Genomic DNA, 21,889 nt, shown 5'->3' with positions numbered 1-21,889 from the left:
GTCATGTCAAGTACTAAATCAGTGGGTGTCGGCGAAAGTCGTATGAGGTCTCGAAGCTGTCCCAGTCCTCACGGCAGATGTCCGTATTCTCTTTTATTAGGAGCTCATATTCCTCGGTATCGTGGGGAAATTCAGGCACAGGCAGGCGTGCAAGATCACCCGGGTTCATGTTCATGGTGGGGTTCAGAACTCTCGCAAACGCCTCGGCAGCCTTGCTGTTCAACAGCCCCAGAAGCAGTGTGAGCAGCCGCTCGTCCTGCGGAAATGCGCTTGTGCCTGCAACGTTGAACATGAAGTTTTCGTCGAAATACCGTACCGAAAGGGCGCCGCTGGTTATCTGGGACCAGCTTACCGACGGACGAAAATTATAGGCAAGTCCCTGTGGGCGGGAGCGAAGCTTCCCCTTTTCGTCGCGGAAGCTTTTTATCTCGGCGCCGTCGTTCTCCCAGTTGATGACGAACTCACGGTTGCCGTACCACTTGCGGTAGTCGCCGCCCTTGTTGAGCAGGTACCACTTACGCTTATGGCTGACCGAAAATACTGTTTTGTCAGCTGAAACTTCATACCACCGCCGCAGGAATCGGTCATTATCTCCCGTTATCACTCCCTCACGCACAGGCACCAGCTCTCCGAGAGTTACACCGTCAAACGCCTGAAACATAGCCTCTCCCAGCCAGTACGCCACAGGAGCAGAGGGTATTCTGCCAAAATCAGCCGCGGAGGCTCTATATAGGTAGGAGCAGTTCTTGTCTGCAAGCGCTTCCCTTACCTTTTGCCTCTGATAGTCCATATCTCCCTTAAAATCGGTAAGCCTGATATAGACTCCCTTTTCTTTTTCTTGTCCGCGCTGCATTGTAAAGGCGCACAGAGGTACTGTGGCGTCCTCAAAGGCGGAGTACTCAAAATGTATCAGGGTTTGAAGATCACACTCACTGTAGATGCGCCGTCTCAGCTTTTCATAGGACTGAAGAAACAGCCACGTAGTTGGCGTAAGGAAGCCAAGATAGCCGTTATCGTCCGCCATGTCCAGACACCGTGCCACAAACACTGAAAACAGGTCAGCGCTGTAATCTGCAAAGCGCTCCAGCACAAATCCCGATAATTCTGTGTTCATAGCTGCTTTGCCAAGATAGGGAGGATTTGTAACAATAATGGTATACTTCTTCTCTAAAAGCTGACCGATTTTTGCTGTCCTTGGTTCTGCCGCATCAAGCTCAGAACCATTTATAAGTGATCCTGCAACTTCGTTGACTCCCGAAAAATCATAGACCTGCGGCTTAACAAGGGCGCCGTATTTTGCGGCTTTCAGCCGCAGGGCGGTCTCCGCCGCAGCACAGGCGCGTTCATCAAGCTCCAAACCGTACAGATTATGGCGGAGTATCTTCTCCGCTGCAATATGGTCCGAAAAGCCAAGACTGCGGTAAAACTCCATGAACATATCAAAAGCATAGAGCAGCACATTTCCGCTGCCCATACATGGGTCGATAAATGTTATCTCCTCGGGAGCAATATCCTGCGTGCCTGCCTTTATTTCAGCAAATTCAAGCTCTCCTTTATCAAGCTTGAAGCCATGCTCGCGGAGATATCTGCCGAGGGTGTTCTGCACCATGTACTTAACCACCCACCATGGGGTGAAGAGCTGAGTTGCTGCCGCAATTTTGTCCGAATCAAGACGTTTGCTCCGCTTCAAGCCCACCGCTATCTCACTTCTGTAGGGCTCGTTGAAGTACTGGTGCATACGTCCGAGAATATCAGGCTCACTCCATATCTCACGCGGCAGCCCTCGGAGCGCCCCTGCAGTTCCGCCCTCAGCGAAAAGCTGCGGCGGAACGGGCAGCTCGGCATGGAGACTGAATATACCGCCATATCTTGCCGCGAGCTGCCTGCACTTTTCCTTGAAAAGTGCGCAGGGGCGCTCCGAGGGCTTTGACACCATATCTGCAATGCTGTCATAGTCGGCAGCAAACGCTGCACACAGCCGCATAAAGCCGAAGTACGCCGTTTCCTCGTCGTTGTCGGCAAGCAGCAGCTCTCGCTGTCTTGCGGCATATTTTTTCAGCTGTGAATTCTCCAAATCCTCACCCCACAATTTCCAAAGGCGGACATACGTCCGCCCTTAGCTATTCAATATGAAGTCTTACGTAGACGGCTTCAAAAAACTCGCTGCCGTCAAACCGCGAATACTGACCTGTATGCTCAATTACAAAGCCGCATTTTTCAAGAACTCTGCCCGAAGCACCGTTATCCTTGGCATAAAATGCCGTAAAATCATGTACTCCAAGTTCCCTGCGAGCCCAGTCAAGAAGTCCGCGAACAGCTTCTGTGGCATAGCCATTGCGCCAGAAGCTGCGGTTTATATTGTACCCTATCTCGTGGGCATTGTCCTCCTCGGACCATTCAAGAGTGATATCGCCGATGACTTTGCCGTTCTCTTTCAGCTCTATAGCATACTTGTCATTATCCGCTATCCATTCCTCTAACCTCTGCCGAACCTCCCCGACGCTTTCATCGCAGGGGTAAGGCATGAATTTGTTCACCTCCGCATCGGAGCGCCATTCAAAAACGTCCTCAGCGTCGGTCAGCAAAAATGGTCGGATAATCAGTCTTTTAGTATCTATCACAGTGTTGCAAGCTTTGCGTACTGAGCCTTCAGTGCAGGATAGATCTCCCTGTAGAGCTGGTAGTACTTCTCATACTCTGGAACGTTCTCAGCCTTTGGAGCCTGTACCTTGTCGGTCTTGATGATAGCGCCGCAAGCCTCGGATACACTGCTGTAGATGCCAGCGCCTACGCTTGCAAGGATAGCAACGCCAAGTGCGGGACCTTCCTTGGAAGCAACAGTCTTAACGTTGCAGTTGTAGAGGTCAGCAAGCATGCTTCTCCAAAGCGGTGAAGAACCGCCGCCGCCGCAAGCCATCATGTCGCTTACGTTTACGTTCATCTCACGGAATACCTCAACGCAGTCGCGGAGAGAATATGTAACGCCCTCCATAACAGCGCGGAGCATATCCTTTCTGGTGTGGATAGCCGAAAGTCCGAAGAATACGCCTCTTGCATCAGGGTCAAGGTGAGGAGTTCTCTCGCCCATGAGGTATGGGAGATAGAGAAGTCTGTTTGCGCCTACGGGAACAGTCTCAGCCTGCTTGTCCATGAGGTAGTACTCGTCAACGCCCATGAGCTTTGCAGTTTCCTTCTCAGTCATGCAGAAGTTGTCTCTGAACCACTTCAATGAAAGACCTGCGCCCTGTGTAACGCCCATTACGTGCCATGTATTCGGAACAGCAGCACAGCAGGTGTGAACTCTGCCCTTCTTGTCGATAGAAATATTAGATGTGTGAGCGAATACAACGCCCGATGTACCGATAGTTGTGAAAGCCTTGCCGTCCTCAACAACGCCTGTACCAACAGCAGCTGCTGCGTTGTCGCCTGCGCCGCCCACAACGATAGTACCCTCGCAGAGACCAAGTGTCTCAGCCATTTTCTTTGTGAGAGTACCTGTTACCTCACAGCTCTCGTGAACCTTGCCCAGCCAGCTCTTGTCTATCTCAAATGCGCTGAGGAGCTCGTCAGACCACTTGCGGTTTGGAACATCAAGGAGCTGCATACCCGAAGCGTCGGATACCTCTGTTGCGTACTCGCCTGTGAGGATAAGTCTCAGGTAGTCCTTGGGAAGCAGGATATGAGCAACCTTTGAGTATACGTCAGGCTCGTTGTTCTTGACCCAGAGTATCTTTGCAGCTGTCCAGCCTGTAAGTGCAGGGTTAGCTGTTATCTCAACAAGCTTGTCTCTGCCCACGATGCGGTTCATTTCCTCTACCTCGGCAGCTGTTCTCTGGTCGCACCAGATGATAGAACGGCGAAGCACGTTGTTGTCCTTGTCCAGCATTACCAGACCGTGCATCTGTCCCGAGATACCGATACCCTTTACGTCCTCTTTCTTGACGCCGCTCTTAGCCATTACAGCCTTGATAGTCTCTATCATTGCATTTGCCCAGTCAGCGGGCTCCTGCTCTGCATAGCCGTTCTTGGGCTGATACATTGGATATTCGATTGTTTTTGAAGCGATAACGCTCCCCTTTTCGTCAAAAAGAACTGTCTTTGTACCGCTTGTACCACAGTCCACGCCTATTAAATATGCCATAATTTACAACTCCTTTTTATTATATTGCAGGTTCCTTACCTGTAATTGTTATTCTGTATTTTTATAATATCTTAATTCAGCAATTTTTGCAAGACCTTTTTTGCTCATTTTTTTACATACTGCGCTTCTTTTGCGGACTTGTGCATATCAATATAAAAAGAACGGCACTGAGAGCTATCAATATACGAATGACCGCTCACAGCGCCCTTATATCATTTTCAGTTCAGAAGATCAAGTGACAGACGTCTTGAATCAACGTCGTAGTAGTCCTCAAGCTCCGCAACATAGTAGCGGAACACCACCTTATTATCGGAAGTGACTATTTCCTCAGTAGCCTCTGCGTCCTCCTTGTCCTTATCCTCTTCGGGAACTACCATTTGTGAAGCGGAAAGGATCATTACATCACCGCTGTCAGACACTCCCAGATCAGCAAGCTGTGCGTCCGTAAGAGTATTCAGCAGAACTGTATGGCTCTTTGCGACCTTGAAGTAGGTTATGCCCGTAGGCGGGTCAACGTTCAGGCTGTTATAGAGCTTCAGTGCCTTGGGCTTAATCTCGTCAAAGTATATTCTTGCTCCGGGCTCGCTGCCGTTCTTCTCAACGACCGAAGGATCGGGATCAAGGATATAGTATCTGCCGTCGGGCTCCTTGCCGATGCCGAAGAAGTCCAGCTGTTCGGGAGTAAGGGTGTCTATCGGAACAGGATCAACGTCTGACGCTGTAAGGCCTAAAGCAAACTTACGGCTTGCAGAGAGAGTTGTGAGCATGAGCTTATTATCATAGGTATAGCCCAGAGCTTTCAGCTCTGCGTCTGTCAGTGTCACCTCTATCTCATCGGATATGGAATTGAGATAATCGGTTATCTCCTGTCTTGTCTTGGTATCCCACTTTATCTCTACCTTGCTCTGAACAGGACGCTCCATGTATACTACGTGCTCCTGATTTTTCAGGGTGAATACTGCGAAATCGTTCTTAACATCGGCGTAGTTGGGCTCCACGTAAACAGCTGTGCTTCCGTTGGAGGTGTCCTCGGTATTGACTACCCTGTAGCGGTATGTACCCGAGGGAGAAACGCCCGTTTCTACCACCTGTTCCTTAACTGCCGATACGAAGAACGTAGTGAACAGGAAGTAGCCAAGTGCTCCGAATATATACAAAAGGAGTATTATAGTCGCAAGAGCTGTCTTTACGCCCTCTCCTGCGCCCGAGAGCAGAAGTATGACGATACCCACTACTATTATCGGTATTATAAGTCCCCACTCGCCGAAATACAGCAGTACAACGGGCAGCATGGCGGGAAGAATGATAAAGCTGGCTATTCGCGTCAGTATCTGACGGCGTGTATAGAGCATGACTATCAACGCTGCGAGGGATACTCCCGAAACCGCAAGGCATGTGGAAACGCGGTCATTTATCTGCATATCGTAGAATATTGAAAAATAGCAGAGCCTGCATACAAACAGCATATAGACGATGCTGAGCAAGGCTACTACTCGCTTTGTCCAGACATTTGCAAAAAATTTACTCATTGTTGCCTCCGAAATATGATCTATATATAAAGTGTGCAAAAGTCGCACACAGTATATTATAGCATTTCCATTCCGATTTTACAAGGTTTTTTTGAAATTTTTTCCGAAAAAACTTATGCTTTACAAAAGTCCGCAAAAAATGTATAATATTATAGTAAAGCAAGATCTGAAAGGATAGTAAAAATGGCAAAAAAACTCCCAAAGCTCAACAGGATACAGATACTGTTCCTGATACTCACACTGGCGCTGATGTGTACGATCTTTTGTCTTTCAAATGAGAACAGAAACGAATCAGGTCAGACAAGCAGCTTCCTCACAACGCTGGCTATGAAGATATTCCACAGCAATTACAAAAACGAGTTCCCTGAGATACAGCAGGAATTATGGGAAAAGACTGAATTCATAGTGAGGAAGATCGCACATTTCACCATTTATTCTGCTCTTGGCTTCTGCGCGTCGCTCACCGTGGGAAAGCGCAGGCTCTTTACGCTGAAAAGTCTGGGCGTTATTATCTTCGGCTTTTGTTATGCCATGTCCGACGAGATCCACCAGAGCTTCGTCCCGGGGCGCTCCTGCGAGTTCAGAGATATGATGATAGATACCTGCGGAGTCACTTGTGGTATAGTAATATCGCTGGCACTTATTGGCATAATAGCTCATATCGTCCGCAAGCGGTCGAATAAGCAGAGAGTAGTGAGTAGAAAGTAGTAAGGACGCCCATTGGGCGTCCGTTTTTTTTCTGGCGGATAGTATCCGTCCCTACAAGCTAACGGCTAATGGCTAACGACTCGGACTGCCAAAGGCAGCCCCTACAGTGCATTCATGATATTTATTGCGCTATTGACGGGGCGATGTGGGCATCCCCCCTACTACTCTCTACTTTCTACTCTCTGCTCACTAATAACTAAGAAGCCCGTAAGAAGCTAAGCTTCTTACGGGCTTTGATTTACTGCATACCGCCTCTTACATAGAAGTTATCCTGTATGATAAGAGCACAGCCGCCAAGGAAATTGTTCTTTCCGTCAAGTCTGCTGAGTACTACTCTGTCAGCGATCTCCTCGCTTACAAGGCGTATCATCTCACGCTTGCAGTAGTCGAACTGCTTCTCGTTGAGCTTGAAATTATGCAGAACTATCTTCTTTGCGAAGTGGCTTATAGCCAGATTGTTTATGAGCACTGTGTACTTGGCGATGATATCGTCAACTACGTTCTTAACTGCCTCCTCACCTCTCATAAGAGCCATGAATACATTATCTGTGTTGATAGCATTCTTGTCGCCCTCTGTGAGCTCGTAGAGCACAGGTGTCTTGTCCTTGGAATATATCTCGTAGAAGGCATTGAGCATAGCTGTTCTTGAGAGCTCAGCCTTTACGGAGCCGTTGGGATAGCCCTCATAGGACTTTCCGTTAGGACAAACGATGTATCTCTCGATAGTGGAGGTATAGGATACATAATCGGCAGAAAGCTCATTCTTGTTGATGATAGCAAGATTTACCTGATTGCCGTTATGGATAAATGCCTGATTGGTCTGATAGCCGTTAAGGGTCCTGAAATCATTGCTTGCAAGCGCCATAAGTCCAATGGCATTTCCGCAGTGTATCTCAAAATTAAGTCCGCCCGACAGCTTATCTATGAAGTTTGTAAAATCAAGGATTCCGTCCTTATAGAATATTTTCAGCTTGCCCCACATTGAAGGCACAACGCCAACGCCCAGACCCAGTATCTTATCCTTGGTAAGTGCGCTGTTCTCAACCATTTCATTGCTGGTCTTGATGATATAGTTGATGATATCCTTGCTGGTAGTTCTGTCGTCGATCACCATGCTTGCCTTGTCGAGAACTTCGGAATTGAGGTTCGTAAGACCGATGCTTACTTCCTTTTCATCAACTGTTGCACCAAGAGCAAAACGGCTGTTTACGTTGATATCGATGAGAATTTTTCTTCTGCCTTTCTGGAGCTTTTCGGTATTTACAGGAGCCTCACCTATCTCAACGAGAACGCCCTCTTCAATCATTTCGTTTGTGATTATAGTAACAGCTGCTCTTGTTATCTCGAGAGCACTTGCCACATCAACACGGGAAATAGGGCCTGATTCTCTGATGACTCTGAGTATCTGCATCCTGTTGCGTCTTTTCAGGTCAAGTTTACTGATTCCTCTTTTTTCCATACAACAACAACTCCATTTCTTCAAAATTTCAGTGTTTGGAACGAAGTCCACTATGTACAAACTGCATATCCCCGCAGGTATTTTGGGCGTTGAAATTTATTATAACTGCCCGTATAATTTTTTCTTTTTATTGTAAAGTCAATCTCTTTTAACGTAATTATATTATAACACACTATTATTAAATTTCAAACATTTTAGGGCAAAATTTTATAAAATCAGCGTTTTTGCCAAAGTACTTATAGTATTTTTGTTAAATATTCCGTAGCTTTAACTACAAGGGGTAAAGTGACAACAGAGAGTATAGTTCCTGCCGTAAAAATCTCGGAAGCGTACACAGAATTTCGTCCGTATCTGATGCTGAGGAGGGTACACATTGCCGCAGGAGGAGCTGCCGATGCGATGAGGATAGTCATGCGCACCTTTTCGTCTATGCCGCCCATAAGCACCAGCGGGACCGCTATAAGCACGGGTATCACCAGCAGCTTCAGCAGACATACGTAGTATATCCTGAAGTTTTTCAGCATTTTCGGGATATTTGTGCCTGCTATGGTGACTCCCGATACTATCATCGCCATAGGGGTATTTATCTCCTTGATGAAGCCGAGTGAGTCCGCTAATACCACAGGCAGCTTTATTTGCAGGAAAAAGGTCACAAGTCCGAGGAGTATGGCTATGATAGTCGGCGAATAGAACACCTTTACCACCTGCCTGAAGTCCTTTTTGCCCGATATAAGGATAACTCCGTGAGTCCAGACTATCAGGTTGAACACAGTTATAAAGGCTGTCAGGTAGAAAACGCCCTCCTCATGGTAGATGGCGTCCACAAGTGGGATACCCATGAATCCGCAGTTGGAATACACTGATGAAAACCGCTCTATCTCCGTTTCCCTGCCCTGCTTTTTCCGAACCAAGCCGTAGGACAGCAGTATCACCGCTCCAAGGACTGCAGCAGATATAACAAAGGTCAGCAGCAGATTTTTCACCAGCTCCACGCGGTATTCCGTCTGATAGGACATGAATATTACAGCAGGATTCACCACCTGCAACACGAATTTCGACAGGTCCTTGTTGGAAGCCTCGCTTATAAGCTTTGTTTTGGCACATATTACGCCCGCTCCGATAAGAATGAGCATTATCACCGTTTTATACAATATTGTTGATGCCATTATCTCTCTCCGCTTTCAAAATGCATGATCTCTCGGCTGCTGCCATTGCAGTAACCAAATCATTTTACCATATATCGCGGAAATAGTCAATAAAAAATCCGAAGCCTTTTACTTCGGATTTTCAGTAATATTATCCAAGAGCATCTGCACCCATAGGGATTATCTTCCGCCCCTCGCCTTTTACATTTACAACGCATACCGTTATCTTTTCGTGCTTATAGTCGCCGTACTCGTCCTTTTTCTTTGTCCTGAACCTTACCTCAGTACCCCTTGACACCTTGATCTCAGGACTCTCTGCGCCGTACTTTTCGGCTATTTTCTCAAGATAATCCTCAGCATTTCTGAGATCGACGTTCTTGAGCTTTTTTTCTCTCAGGATCTTATCGAACTTCGGAACGGTCTCCTTTTTCTCCATATCCTTGATCATATCCTTGATCATGTCATTGTATGCGTCCACCTTGTCGTCGTACTTATCCATGTCCTTCAGCGCCTTTATAGCTTCATCAGGCATAGTGAGGGAGTAGAATTCCTTTCCGCCCTTTTTGTTTGAAGCTGCCTTGACGTACTTTTTGACGGTGCCCTTAGTGCCAAAGCCTGCAAGATTCAATCCAAGTATCAGACCGATAATAAAGAACACCAGAAAGACGATAAGAGCAAATCCGCGCTTTAAGCCATTATTTGCAGTCTTTTCAGTGACTGTGCAGTCACACTTTTTAAAAAGCGGTACCTTTTTGCCGCAGTTCTTACAATATGACATTATATGACCTCCAAAACATAATACAATACACTCATTTTAGCACATAAATGTCTTTTAGTCAACAAAAAAAGATCCGAAGCATTTCTGCTTCGGATCCTGATCATCAATCAAAAAGATCGCTGAAATCGATAGTGTCGTCGCTCTTGCTCTTGAAGAAGCTTGAGCCCAGTATGCTGCGCAGCAGGCTTGAAGATGATGATATGCTGTCTGCGGGTGCAGGGATGACCTTCCAGCCGTCGCCCTTTACCTTGACAACGCAGATGGTATCCTTGTCGTGCTGTACATCGCCGTCCTCGTCCTTGCTTCTTGTCTTGACCTTGAGCTCATAGCCCTGAGTGATCTTTATATCGTCATCGTCTGCGTCAAACAATTCGCAGATGCTCTCAAAGTAGTCCTCTGCCTTGTTGATCTCGGACTTCTTCATCTTTTCCTTGCGTGTGATCTTCTCAAACTTAGGCACAGTAGCCTTTCCGTCCAGATCGTCTATAAGATCTTCGATCTTGTCGTTGTAGTCATCTACAAGATCATCAAACTCATCCTCGTCCTTGAGCTCCTTGATAGCAGCCTTCGGAAGCATGAGTGAATAGAAGGTCTTTCCGCCATTCTTACTATAAGTATTATTGATGTATTTCTTTGCTGTGCCCTTTGCACCGCCGCCAAGTGAACATACGCAAACGATAAGCAAAAGAAGAAGAGCGGCACATGCACATGCTGCTACGTAAACAAGGCTCTTGTTCTTCTTTACGTTCTCGGGCAGCTTTTCATTGATGCTGTTTGTGATACCCTCTACCTTCTTGGCGATGTCAGCTCCGCTGAGCTGCTTGAAGCCGCCGCTTGCCTGCTGTGCTGCATTTTCAGCGCCCTGCTGAACGTTCTGTGCAGCCTCTGCTGCGTCGCTTCTTGCTTCGTTAACGACCTGCTCAGCCTTCTGCTCAGCCTTTTCAACTGTCTCGGAAGCCTTCTCTTCCACCTTTTCTACAGCCTTTGCTGCTTCTTCCTTGACTGTTTCAACAGCATTTGCAGCCTCTTCCTTTACAGTCTCAGCTGCATTCTCAGTCTTTTCGGCAGTCTCGGCAGCTTTCTTGGATGCTTCGCAGTCACAGGCTCCGCCATCAGGGAGCTGCTTTCCGCAGAATTTACAAAATGCCATAAAAAAACCTCCATAACAAATAATATTACAGATAATATTTTAACACATATTTCCTTTTTATGTCAAGCAAAACTATTGATTTTAGTCTAATATGCACATTTTTCAGCGGTTTGCATAAAAAACGTCACTGACGAAAAAGCTCTATTGCACTTCATCAGACGGCTATAAAAATCGGCAGAGGGAAGTCCCCTCCGCCGAGATCGCAGTATAAAATTACCGAGCCCATAATTCAGGCTCGGTAATCCATTTTTCGTTAATGAAAGCTGACTAAGCTCTGCCGCATGATGTATTATTTTGCCCTTACTCCCGGGACTTCCGTAGCCTTATGACAGGCTGAGTCGCCCTGCTCTGCAAGACTTACCTGAAAAGCATTTATGGTCATAATAAGCTCAGAACCATAGCGGGCGTCCTTATAATCGCGGATAACTCTGTCATAAGCACCGCTGCGTCTGAGGAGGTCGGCTACAAGGAGCTTTATATCCGCATTGTCCTTGAACGCTGCGCCGTGGGTATCGTATATCCTGACGGCTGCTCTGCGGCACTCCACAGCTCTTTCACCGTCGCCCTCGTCGTCGCATGCCCATGCGGCGTACATACAGCTTTTGAGGGCTTCCTCAAACTCCTTGTTCTTCTCGCAGGCAAGGGACTTCTTCATGAACCTGCCTGCAAGGTCGTCCCCCGACTTGTTGTAATTGTCGCTGTCAAGGTACTCCTTAGTGAACTTCACGGGTATTGCTATGGAAGAATTGCAGTATCCGCAGTTGGGGCATTTGCTTACCCAGTACTTTATGCCCGAGCGCACAGGCTCGTCAGGTCTCATGTCAAGGTCGGGAGCTCCTGTGGGTCTCTCCTGCTCGGCTATGACCTCATGGACAGATGTCTCGCCGCATACTGCGCACTTGAACTCTTTTTCCTCAGTTCTGAATATCATTGTCTACTCCTTATTTCTGCTTTATACGGAAGCTGCTGTTGTGGAGCTGTGATGCGTCAAAGCCCTTGGGCTTGCGCTCCTCGCGCTTTCTGTTGTTATTGTTTGGTCTGCGCTCGGACCTCTGCTGCTTCTTCTCTTCCTCGTCGTTAAGGCGCATTGTAAGGGATATACGGTTTCTCTTCAGGTCAACGTCAAGAACTCTTACCTTTACGACCTCACCCACCTTTACGGCTTCGAGAGGGTGCTTGATGTATTTGCTGCATATCTGGGAGATATGAACAAGTCCGTCCTCGTGAACACCGATATCAACGAAGCAGCCGAAGTCGATGATGTTGCGGACTGTACCCACAAGCTCCATGCCCGGCTTCAAGTCCTTTATCTCCATAACGTCACCGCTTCTGAGAAGAGGTGCGGGGAGCTCGTCACGGAGGTCGCGTCCCGGCTTTTTAAGCTCGCCGATGATGTCGGTGAGAGTGGGAACGCCTATGCCGAGAGACTTGCTTATGTTCTCCAGACCTATGCTGTCTGCCTTTTCGGTGATGCCCTCAGCTCCGCTGCCTGCAATATCGGCAATGGTGAAGCCGCACTCACTGAGAAGTGAGGAAGCTGCCTCATAGCTCTCGGGGTGAACTGCTGTATTGTCAAGAGGATTCTTGCCGTCACGGACTCTCAGGAAGCCTGCGCACTGCTCGAAAGCCTTTTTGCCCAGCTTCGGCACCTTGAGAAGCTCCTTGCGGTCGTTGAATCTGCCGTTTTCCTCACGATAGGTAACGATATTCTTTGCAACTGTGGCGTTTATGCCTGCGATATATGAGAGAAGTGAATGTGATGCTGTATTAAGGTCAACACCGACAGAGTTAACACAGTCCTCAACAACGCCGCCCAGAGCTTCACTCATACGTGCCTGAGGCATATCATGCTGATACTGTCCAACGCCGATAGCCTTGGGGTCTATCTTTACAAGCTCTGCAAGGGGATCCTGCAAACGGCGCGCAATGGAGATAGCTCCTCTGATAGATACGTCGTACTCGGGGAACTCCTCTGCTGCAACCTTTGAAGCCGAGTATACGGAAGCTCCTGCTTCGCTGACTACCATGTAGCTTACGTCCTGGGGCACTTCCTTGGTAATCTCGGCAGCAAAGCTCTCAGTCTCACGGGAAGCTGTGCCGTTTCCGATAGATATTACATTTACGTTGTATTTCTGGATAAACTCCTTGACCTTGCGCTTTGCAGCTTCAACTGCTCCTGCAGAGCCAACGGGGTAAATGATAGCTGTGTCAAGCACCTTGCCTGTGCCGTCGATAACAGCAGTCTTGCAGCCGTGTGCGTATCCGGGGTCAAGTCCGAGGATAACGCTGCTTTTGAGCGGGGGCTGGAGAAGCATCTGGCGGAGATTTGCTGCGAATACCTTTATGGACTCCTCAGCAGCCTTTGCGCTCATCTCGGAGCGTATCTCACGCTCGATAGAGGGGAATATAAGTCTCTTGTAGCTGTCAGCCGCAGCTGCTCTCACAAGCTCGCCGCAGGCATTGTTAGCCTTGATGTACTTGCCGAAGATAACGTCTGTAGCCATGGTCTCGTCGAGAGTTACAGCCACTTTGAGGAAGCCCTCCTTCTCGCCTCTGTCAAGGGCGAGAACACGGTGGTTGGCAACCTTTGGGATAGCCTCTGAGTACTCATAGTAGTTCATGTATACGCTCTCAGCCTCGGGGTCTGAAGCCTTGGATACAAGCTCGCCCTTTTCGCCTGCAAGGGTACGGAGCTTCTTTCTGATATCCGCGTCGTCGGAGATATCCTCCGCGATGATATCCATAGCGCCCTGCAATGCAGTCTGAGCGTCGGTGATCTTTTTCTCCTCGTCGATGAAAGCCTCTGCTTCCTTTTCGGGGTCTGTGGAGTTCTCCTGAGCCATGAGCATGACTGCAAGGGGCTCGAGACCGTTCTCACGGGCAATGCTTGCACGGGTACGGCGCTTTGGCTTGAAGGGACGGTAGATGTCCTCTACCTCAACGAGAGTAACAGCGGCGCTGATAGCAGCCTCTATCTCGGGAGTCATCTTCTCCTGCTCTGTAATAGCGGCAGTTACCTCCTCCTTGCGCTTTTCAAGGTTGCGGAGATACATGAGCCTGTCGTAGAGCTCACGGAGTATCTGGTCGTCGAGGGAGCCTGTGAGCTCCTTACGGTAACGGGCGATAAAAGGGATAGTCTTGTCGTCGTCGATAAGAGCTACGGTATTATCCACCTGTTCCTGTTTAAGTCCGAATTCTTTTGCAAGTTCCTTGTTGATATCCATAGTATTTCCTTTCATTAAACGATACAGAGAGCGTAGACTATGCCGCGCTCCCGTTCGCTGTATATAATGTAATTATTCCTCAGTTTCGGCTGTTTCTGCCGCTGTTTCAGCCGCTGCGGGCTCGGCAGGCATTTCCTCCGCACGTTTGTCGTTCCAGCGGTCGAGCCACGAAAACAGGGTCTTGGCAATGTCCTTATATACGTTTACGGAGCCCTTTTCCATGAGAACGTCATGGCGCATGCCCTCGAAAAGTCGGTGGGATATGCTCTCATAGCCCAGCTTTTCCAGCTTTTTCACGGAGCGCATGAAGCGCTTCTCCGAGACCATAGCCGAGTCCTCCTTGCCCGAAACGAATCTTATGGGCAGTGAGGGCTGAGTCACCTTCCAGCCCCGTCCCGATTCGGACTGCCTTACCAGCCATACAAGCTCCATATAGCCGTTGAGGGTGAGCTTGAAGTTGCACAGCGGATCCTCGTTGTACGCAAGAACTGTGTCCTCGTCGCTGCAACGCCATGAGTTTATGGGAGACTCGAAGAATTTTCCAAAGCTGTCGTCTATAGTTTCGAATATCTTCTCGCTTCTGAAACGGCTGCCGGGGCGCTTTGAAGCCACAGAGCTTATTGCCCTTGCCCCGGGCGAGAACGGACAGTGGCATATAGTACCGAGAAGAACAAGTCCGTTTATATCGCCGTCGTGTTCTTTCAGGAAGCACCTTGCGCCTGCTGCTCCCAGACCGCTTGCCGCCATAAATATGGGCACATTTGGATAAGCAGCTCTTATCTTTGCGTTGAGCTGAGCTATATCGCTTATGAAGCCCTCTCCGCCCTTTCTGAACATATAGCCAAGGTCGTCGGGCTCAACGATACTTTTTCCGTGTCCGCGGTTATCGTGGATAACGGTGATGAAGCCCTGCTCCGCAAGATAATCCATAAACGGGTAGTACCGTTCCTTGTGCTCGTTCATGCCGTGAACTATCTGTACAATGCCGTTAATGTCGCCCGAGGGCACTGCCAGCACAGCCGAGATCACAAGCTCGTCAAAATCAGAAGCAAATTGGAATTCCTTCAGATCAGCATTAAGCATAAAGTTCCTCCTGTCAAAATATCGGGGAAATATCAAGTGTAATATTTATTATAGCATATTTTCAAGTAAAATGCAAATGAGCAGTTTTTACAGCTAGCGGCTAAAGGCTAACGGCGAACAGCTTTACCGCTCTGTCCTGCCAACTCATAGCTCATATCAAGGAGAGACATTACCTGAGCATCGTCCACGGAGCCGTCCAGCAGCACTGATACCCAGTTCTCCTTATTCATGTGATAAGCGGGAACTATCCCTTTCATCGCAAGCAGCGAGCCCGTCATCAGCGGACTGCACTTTATATTGACGATATCGTATATTACGCCCTTTTCACGTCCTATTTTCGAGCCGTCCACCAGCATTATCACCGCGAACCACTTCTCATTGTCCCTGCGGCGGAGCACTCCGTGCTGAGGTGTCCTTTCCCACAGATACTCTGGCTGAGCTCCGTAGCGCTCGGCGGCGTACTCAAACAGCTTTTCACGCATGGTCTTTGGTGCCATATCAGCTCTCCGCGTCCTGTCTGCGCATCTCATCGCGGAGACACTTGTAGCAGGCGTTGCATATCTCGCAGTCCTTTTCCGCACGGTGAGCTCCCGTTATGGAAATGCCGTAGTGGTCGGCAACGGAGGTCTGCTTGCGGTCGGGCATAAGGGGGAGCACCTTCCGCGCAAAGCGCAGCACGTCCACAAAATCGTTTTCAAGGTAGATACCGTGACAGCGCAGCAGATTATCGTAAAGGAAATTGATATCGAAGTTTACGTTGTAGCCCATGAGCATATCGTTTCCCGCGAATTTATAGAACTCCATTACAGCTTGGGAAATATCAGGTGCGTCAGCCACCATTTCATTGGTTATGCCCGTAAGCTCGGTGATAAAGGGACTTATAGCCCTGTCGGGCTTGATAAGCGTGGTGAAAACGTCTGATTTCTCGCCGTTTCTGTAGCGTACAGCCGCTATTTCGATTATCTCGCACTCCTCGGGGGAAAGTCCCGTAGTTTCAATATCCACCACACAGTAGTCCTCGGGAAAGGCTATCCTGCTCTTGCCCTTTCTGCGTATCGTGCTGCTCATTGTAAGCTCCTTTCCGAAAAACTCATATCCAGTACATTATAATATATACAGTGAAAAATGTCAAATCAGAGGGCGATAATACTATCAGTATTGATTTGTGCTTTGACAGCTTTTGCTCAGTATACAACATAAACAATGACCCCTTAGTTTCATTGTGAAATTAGCTTATTTTTTATTTAATTTGCATATAATTATTGATTTTATACAATAAAAAGTGTATAATATAATCGTGGAAGTATTATCCTTTTCGTTCACATTCTATACTGAAAGGAGTATCTCTATGAAAAAGATCATATCCATTGCTGCGGCAATGGCGACTGTCCTGAGCAGTACCGCTGTATCCGCAGGAGCAATGTTTGAAAATATCCCGTCTACACGAATATGGGATGAGGAATTCGAGATCTTCGACGCCATGGACAGCGGCTCTGCCGTGACCGATATCGACGGAGACGGCAGCTTCACCCTCACGGACTGCTATACACTGTACGGCTATACACACGGATTTGAAACCGATAAGTCTTTTGCAGCTTACGCCGATTCGGCAGCCGACTACAACGGCAGCGGTACTGTTGATGAAAAGGACGCTGAGCACCTTATCAGGTACTATATCGTCAATAACCGCCTGTCCCGCAGCACTACCAAGCTTGCATACTACAGCAGCGTCAACAAGCTGTATTCCTCAAATGCAGGCGGCAGCGGAGCTCTGTCGGGCTACTCCTACGACCTGTCTCACGCCAGGGCATTCACAGATGAGCTCCTGCGTCAGACGGATTACCTCATGGCAGGCTACCCCGTTTTCCTCGATATGCTTGAAAGCGGTGAGGTGAATTACGATATCGACGGCGACGGCAAGGTGTTCTTCGACGATGTAAACTACATGTGGGTATACAACAAAAACAAGAACAACTGCCAGTACATGGACTTTACCATGGCAGAAGCCGCATATCCTCCGGGGAATGCCTACTATCCCTGCCAGCTGATATACGAACAGCTCCACGACGACTTGGGCATGACGTGGATATGGGAGTACGCTCTTATGTACTGCTTCGAGAATTACGAGGTCAAGCCCGAATACTTCACCAATGAGTATTACGAGAACATCTTCCCGGGCTCGGGAAAGTACAAATTCGGACAGTACGCTCAGCAGTGCTATGAGGAATGGCTCAACAAGAACGAGTACCTGAGCTTCAACGGTGCCCTCTTCAACAGGCAGTACCTCAGATTTGTAAAGGAAAAGGAAGACGATGCGTCGTATCTCCCCGACACCAACGGTGACGGAGTCCTCGATATCTGCGACACCTTCAATATATGCATCTATCTGGAGGACCTCCATTCGGGAGCAGATGCCGAGACTACAGTACTTCCCGAAGATGTATGGACATTCTTTGCGGAGGACTGCGACATCAACGAAAACGGTCTCAGCGGAGACGCCCACGACCTCAGTATACTTGACCTCTTCATCATCGACAGAATGGAAGATGAGGAGCTAATGGATATGTACGACAACTACAGCGAAAAGCTGAAGACCTACATCGGCAGGCTTTCAAATGAAAGAGGTATACCTGCCGTGAAGTACAGTCCCGAGAAGTACTCCTCTCCCGTTGCTCTCAGCAATGATATCGAGCGCACAGGCGATTCAAATGCAGACGGCAGCAGGGATATGGCTGATGTGGTATTCATAATGCAGGCAATGGCCAATCCCAACAAGTATAAGCTGTCCGCTATCGGAAGATTCAACGCCGATATCCACGATACAGGCGACGGAATAACACTCATGGACGCACAGGCTATGCAGAACAGACTGCTTGGAATAGAATAAAGCCTTTTCAGGGGAATAAAAACAGCCCGAAAGCTCAAAGCTTTCGGGCTTGTTTCTTTTATTAAGAACTAATGGCTGTTAATCAGCCTTTCCGAAGAACTTGTCCTCCAGCATAAGGCACCAGCAGTGATACACGGGCAGATGGAGCTCCTGTATCATGTAGGTCTCCGACGAGGGAACTCTTACAGCTACGTCTGCCACCTGTGCAAGCTCGCCGCCCTTTTCTCCTGTAAGTCCTATGACCTTTATGCCGAGAGCTCTTGCAACTACTGTTGCGGACATGACGTTGCGGCTGTTTCCCGATGTGGATATACCGAGGAACACATCGCCCTCTCTTCCGAAGCCGTAGAGCTGCTGAGCAAATACTCCCAGACCGTCCACGTCGTTGATATAGGCTGTGGTAAGGGCTTCGTGGGCTACCAGCGGTATCGCCATAAGTCCGCGCTCAAGGTTCTCCGCAAGATTCTTACCGCGGACAGGGTCTACGCTTTTCAGCTTTTCAGCGAACTCCGCAGGAACTGTACGGGCTATCTTGAAGCGCTTCATGAGCTCGCCCGCGATGTGCTCGCTGTCGGCAGCTGAACCGCCGTTTCCTGCTATCATCAGCTTACCGTCGCGGAGATAGCACTCCTCCATGACAAGATAAGCCTTAATGATATCCTCTCTGCACTTTTCAAGCACAGGATATCTCTCGATCAAAAAATCAACGTGTTTTTCAAGCCGAGGCTCTAACATTAATATTCCCCTTTTCTTACTGCTTCATTATGAGCTTTACCGCTTCGCTTAAAGTATCAGCGGTAATGTCCTGTCCGAAGCTTTCGTTTCCTATGAGGGCAGTCCTGCACCCTGCCGCTTTTCCTGCAAGGATATCGTTCTCGCCGTCGCCTATCATCCATGACTGTGACAGGTCTATGTTGAAGTCCTCGGCGGCTTTGAAGAGCATTCCTGCCTTGGGCTTGCGGCATTCGCAGTCGAATTTAAGCTCGGGCACCTCTCCCTCATAGCCCTTGTGAGGGTGGTGAGGACAGAAGTATATGCCGTCAAGGTAGGCTCCCTCATGACCGAGGAGAGTCTCCATTTTGTTGTGTATCTCGGCAAGTTCATCGAATGTGACCTCGCCTCTTGCGATAACGGGCTGATTTGTGGCAACTATGGCAAGGCAGCCCGATGCGTTTATGAGCTTAACAGACTCTGCCGCATCGTCTGCAAGCTCGAATTCGTCTATATTGCGCAGAAATCCCACATATTTATTGAGTGTGCCGTCCCTGTCGAGGAAAATGGCTCTCTGCCTGCTGCGGAGATTTTTCGCCTGAACTACGCCGTTTGCAAAATCTGCGCACACCGCCTCGTATCTGTCGGGAGTTCCCATGTCCTTTACGTATTCGGGACTGTCGTAGCAGAACATCTTTCCCGTACCGCAAAGAGGCTTCAGTATCTGTCGGTCAAGATCGACCTTTACAGTTTTACCGTCACGCTCAGCACCTATGATATCAGCATCGATCCCGCACATATCAAGTGCTTTAGGCGATATTACGTGAAGTCCTGCATTGACTCTGTTCCTGTACCACTGAGGACGGTCGTCCTCCTTGGCAAGCCATTTCTCCACCGTGCCGTCACTGCCTGCAATGAGCAGACCGCTGTCGTAGGGGTGGCTGTTGGGATGAGTGAACAGTGTGACCAGTCCGCCCTTTTGCCTGTGGTAGTCCACAAAGCGGTTGAAGTCGATATCGAATACCGCGTCTGCATTGAGCAGCAGAAAGTCCTCGGTGAGCTTGTCACGGAGCTTAAAAAGGGCACCCGCATTGCCAAGGGGCTGCTCCTCAACGAAATACTCGATATTTACGCCGAGACGGCTGCCGTCACCGAAATAGTCCATTATCTGCTCTGACATATGAGACACGGTCAGTATCATATCGGTGAAGCCCTGCTCCCTGAGACAGCATATCTCCCTTTCAAGGACGGGGACGCCCTCTATTTTTATCATTGGCTTTGGTATGTCGGAAGCCACAGAGGATATCCTCGTGCCCTTTCCGCCTGCCATTATAACTGTTTTCATCTTACTCCTCTTCCTTTGGCACGTATATCTCGGGAGTATAGTGTATCACCTGTGTACCGCCGTTTTCAAACTCAAATGGAATGTACATAAGGTCTTTCATAGCCTTTCTGACGCTCTCCTGCTTTTCGGGCTGAACGTAGAACACAAGGAATCCGCCGCCGCCTGCTCCGAGAAGCTTTCCGCCGAGAGCTCCCGCGTCAAGACCTTTCTGATATAGGGCGTCTATGCTGTTGGTGCTGACTGCTGCGCCCACCTGTCTTTTCAGTCTCCATGTGTGGTCAAGAAGCCTGCCGAACTCGTCAAGGTCAATAGTCTTATCCGTGAGAACACGCTCCGCATCGTCCACAAGGCTGTACATTTCCTTGAGCTGAGCCTTTTTCCCAGCCGCATCCAGCTTGTTTGCCTGCTGCACCTCAGCAGAGAAACGGGTAAAGCCCGTGAAGAACATCATCAGGTTATTGTTTAGCTGATGCTTTCTCTCAGGACTTATGATAACAGGGAGCACCTCAAAGCCGTCGTCACTAAAGTTTATGCGGTTGAAACCGCCGTATGAAGCCGCTATCTGATCCTGCCAGCCCCCTGCCTCATTGCAGAGCACTCTTTCAAGGTGGATAGCCTCCTCGGCAAGGCGCTTCTTGTCGGCGTATTTGCCCTTTAATGCGTAGAATGCGTTCAGCAGACCTACCGCAAATGAGGAGCTTGTGCCAAGTCCCGAGCGGGCAGGCAGATCAGCCTCGTAGGTAAGCCTTATCTCATGCATATCCAGCATTTTCATGGCATTGCGGATAAGGGGGTGCATTATATCTTCAACATTGTTCACGCGCTCCGTCTTTGAGTAGGAAAGCTCCGTGGTATAGTCGAAAAATCGGGGCAGATGTCTCACATTCACATAGCAGTACTTGTCAAAGGTGGTTGACAGGACTGCTCCGCCGTTTTCGCTGAAAAAGCTTTCCATATCAGTTCCGCCGCCGAAAAACGACATACGGAACGGTGTTTTTGTAATTATCATGTATGTTTTCTCCTTTAATTGACCATATATGAGCCTGTCATATAATCAGAGTGCAGAGGCTCATACAGACTTATTATATACTATTTTCAAGCACATTGTCAATATTTACAGCCCATAGGGCAGCGAAAAGCCCCGAAACGGCACAATATATGCCGTTTCGGGACAGCTTTACAGTATTTATTCCATATCCGACTCTCTGCCTATGAGCTTCTCGATCATAAAAACATAGATGATACAGCCTATGCAGGCACCCATGGTGTTGTGGATGATATCGTCCACCTCGAACAGTCCCCTGCCCGTGTAATACTGAGAAAACTCAATGAACAGCGAGAACACAAGACCTGCCGCGGCAGCCGCCTTTATATTTCCGAATCTGTCGGACATTATGGGCAGAAGAAATCCCAGGGGCAGCAGCATTATGAGGTTGCCGCCTATCTGTCCCGACCAGTAGCTGTAATCGCCGCTTTGCAGCATGGTACTAAGCTCCCACATAGGTCTCAGCACATGGCGGCGCATACCTGCGGTCCTGTCGATAAGAGTAATGCTGAGAACACAGTACACATATATGAGAATTGCGAACAGGCACAGCCCCTTGATGACAAGTTCTCTGCGGCTGAGCCCTTTTATTTTGTTTATAAGTTTTAACATCGTTGCTCAGCCCCCCGCTTTCGTAATTTATAAGTAGTATACCACATTTTATGAAAAAAAGCAAGGAAAGAT

At 48.6% G+C, this 21,889-nt stretch carries 19 protein-coding genes; 2 read left to right on the top strand and 17 right to left on the bottom strand.

Annotated features, from left to right (window positions below):
- Positions 1-13 precede the first annotated feature (13 nt).
- From N774_RS0115415 to N774_RS0115400, 4 genes are all read right to left on the bottom strand, one after another.
- Complete coding sequence (locus N774_RS0115415; RefSeq protein WP_024862102.1) at positions 14-2,074, bottom strand: Eco57I restriction-modification methylase domain-containing protein; 2,061 nt, start codon at positions 2,072-2,074, stop codon at positions 14-16.
- 46 nt (positions 2,075-2,120) lie between these two features.
- On the bottom strand, positions 2,121-2,621 hold the full coding sequence (locus N774_RS0115410; RefSeq protein WP_024862101.1) for a GNAT family N-acetyltransferase: 501 nt from the start codon (positions 2,619-2,621) through the stop codon (positions 2,121-2,123).
- Complete coding sequence (gene xylB, locus N774_RS0115405; protein ID WP_024862100.1) at positions 2,618-4,141, bottom strand: xylulokinase; 1,524 nt, start codon at positions 4,139-4,141, stop codon at positions 2,618-2,620. The genes N774_RS0115410 and xylB overlap by 4 nt, the downstream gene beginning before the upstream one ends.
- A 218-nt stretch (positions 4,142-4,359) precedes the next feature.
- Complete coding sequence (locus N774_RS0115400) at positions 4,360-5,670, bottom strand: hypothetical protein (RefSeq protein WP_024862099.1); 1,311 nt, start codon at positions 5,668-5,670, stop codon at positions 4,360-4,362.
- A 183-nt stretch (positions 5,671-5,853) separates the two neighbouring features.
- Here N774_RS0115400 and N774_RS18530 point away from each other — a divergent pair, with 183 nt between their 5' ends.
- Complete coding sequence (locus N774_RS18530) at positions 5,854-6,378, top strand: VanZ family protein (protein ID WP_024862098.1); 525 nt, start codon at positions 5,854-5,856, stop codon at positions 6,376-6,378.
- 238 nt (positions 6,379-6,616) lie between these two features.
- On the opposite strand, the gene N774_RS0115390 is transcribed toward N774_RS18530, so the two are convergent.
- The 9 genes from N774_RS0115390 to N774_RS0115350 form a co-directional block, all read right to left on the bottom strand.
- Positions 6,617-7,837 carry a MarR family transcriptional regulator gene (locus tag N774_RS0115390; protein ID WP_024862097.1) on the bottom strand — a complete coding sequence of 407 codons (1,221 nt, stop codon included), beginning with the start codon at positions 7,835-7,837 and terminating at the stop codon, positions 6,617-6,619.
- A 236-nt stretch (positions 7,838-8,073) separates the two neighbouring features.
- Positions 8,074-9,003 carry an AEC family transporter gene (locus tag N774_RS0115385; RefSeq protein WP_024862096.1) on the bottom strand — a complete coding sequence of 310 codons (930 nt, stop codon included), beginning with the start codon at positions 9,001-9,003 and terminating at the stop codon, positions 8,074-8,076.
- A gap of 130 nt (positions 9,004-9,133) precedes the next feature.
- The gene (locus N774_RS0115380) at positions 9,134-9,760 is read right to left on the bottom strand and encodes a hypothetical protein (RefSeq protein ID WP_024862095.1); all 627 of its coding nucleotides are present in this window, start codon (positions 9,758-9,760) and stop codon (positions 9,134-9,136) included.
- 103 nt (positions 9,761-9,863) lie between these two features.
- Entirely contained in the window at positions 9,864-10,910 is a 1,047-nt protein-coding gene (locus N774_RS18525; protein ID WP_024862094.1) for a hypothetical protein, read from the bottom strand.
- 289 nt (positions 10,911-11,199) lie between these two features.
- Positions 11,200-11,841, bottom strand: coding sequence for a hypothetical protein (locus N774_RS0115370; protein WP_024862093.1), 642 nt, complete (start codon positions 11,839-11,841; stop codon positions 11,200-11,202).
- 10 nt (positions 11,842-11,851) lie between these two features.
- Complete coding sequence (locus N774_RS0115365) at positions 11,852-14,134, bottom strand: Tex family protein (RefSeq protein WP_024862092.1); 2,283 nt, start codon at positions 14,132-14,134, stop codon at positions 11,852-11,854.
- 72 nt (positions 14,135-14,206) lie between these two features.
- A complete protein-coding gene (locus tag N774_RS0115360) occupies positions 14,207-15,217 on the bottom strand; it encodes an alpha/beta fold hydrolase (RefSeq protein ID WP_024862091.1) in 1,011 nt (336 codons plus the stop codon).
- Positions 15,218-15,324: 107 nt separating this feature from the next.
- Positions 15,325-15,714, bottom strand: coding sequence for an MmcQ/YjbR family DNA-binding protein (locus tag N774_RS0115355; RefSeq protein WP_024862090.1), 390 nt, complete (start codon positions 15,712-15,714; stop codon positions 15,325-15,327).
- 1 nt (position 15,715) lies between these two features.
- On the bottom strand, positions 15,716-16,285 hold the full coding sequence (locus N774_RS0115350) for a 3'-5' exonuclease (protein WP_037280343.1): 570 nt from the start codon (positions 16,283-16,285) through the stop codon (positions 15,716-15,718).
- 280 nt (positions 16,286-16,565) lie between these two features.
- Between N774_RS0115350 and N774_RS0115345 the strand changes: the two genes are divergently transcribed.
- The gene (locus N774_RS0115345) at positions 16,566-18,104 is read left to right on the top strand and encodes a dockerin type I domain-containing protein (protein ID WP_024862088.1); all 1,539 of its coding nucleotides are present in this window, start codon (positions 16,566-16,568) and stop codon (positions 18,102-18,104) included.
- A gap of 78 nt (positions 18,105-18,182) precedes the next feature.
- Here the strand turns inward: N774_RS0115345 and N774_RS0115340 are convergent, their stop codons facing one another.
- The 4 genes from N774_RS0115340 to N774_RS18520 all read right to left on the bottom strand — a co-directional run bounded on the left by N774_RS0115340 (position 18,183) and on the right by N774_RS18520 (position 21,817).
- On the bottom strand, positions 18,183-18,839 hold the full coding sequence (locus N774_RS0115340) for a D-sedoheptulose-7-phosphate isomerase (protein WP_024862087.1): 657 nt from the start codon (positions 18,837-18,839) through the stop codon (positions 18,183-18,185).
- A gap of 16 nt (positions 18,840-18,855) precedes the next feature.
- Positions 18,856-20,160, bottom strand: a complete 1,305-nt coding sequence (locus tag N774_RS0115335) for an HAD-IIIA family hydrolase (RefSeq protein ID WP_024862086.1) — start codon at positions 20,158-20,160, stop codon at positions 18,856-18,858.
- Between the two features lies 1 nt (position 20,161).
- A complete protein-coding gene (locus N774_RS0115330; RefSeq protein ID WP_024862085.1) occupies positions 20,162-21,169 on the bottom strand; it encodes a kinase in 1,008 nt (335 codons plus the stop codon).
- Between the two features lie 177 nt (positions 21,170-21,346).
- On the bottom strand, positions 21,347-21,817 hold the full coding sequence (locus N774_RS18520) for a VanZ family protein (protein WP_024862084.1): 471 nt from the start codon (positions 21,815-21,817) through the stop codon (positions 21,347-21,349).
- Between the last annotated feature and the right edge of the window lie 72 nt (positions 21,818-21,889).

The organism is Ruminococcus flavefaciens AE3010 (genome assembly GCF_000526795.1).
Taxonomy (GTDB): Bacteria; Bacillota; Clostridia; order Oscillospirales; family Ruminococcaceae; genus Ruminococcus; species Ruminococcus flavefaciens_D.
The sequence above is the reverse complement of the archived record's forward strand: the minus strand, read 5'-3'. Positions and strand labels throughout refer to the sequence as shown.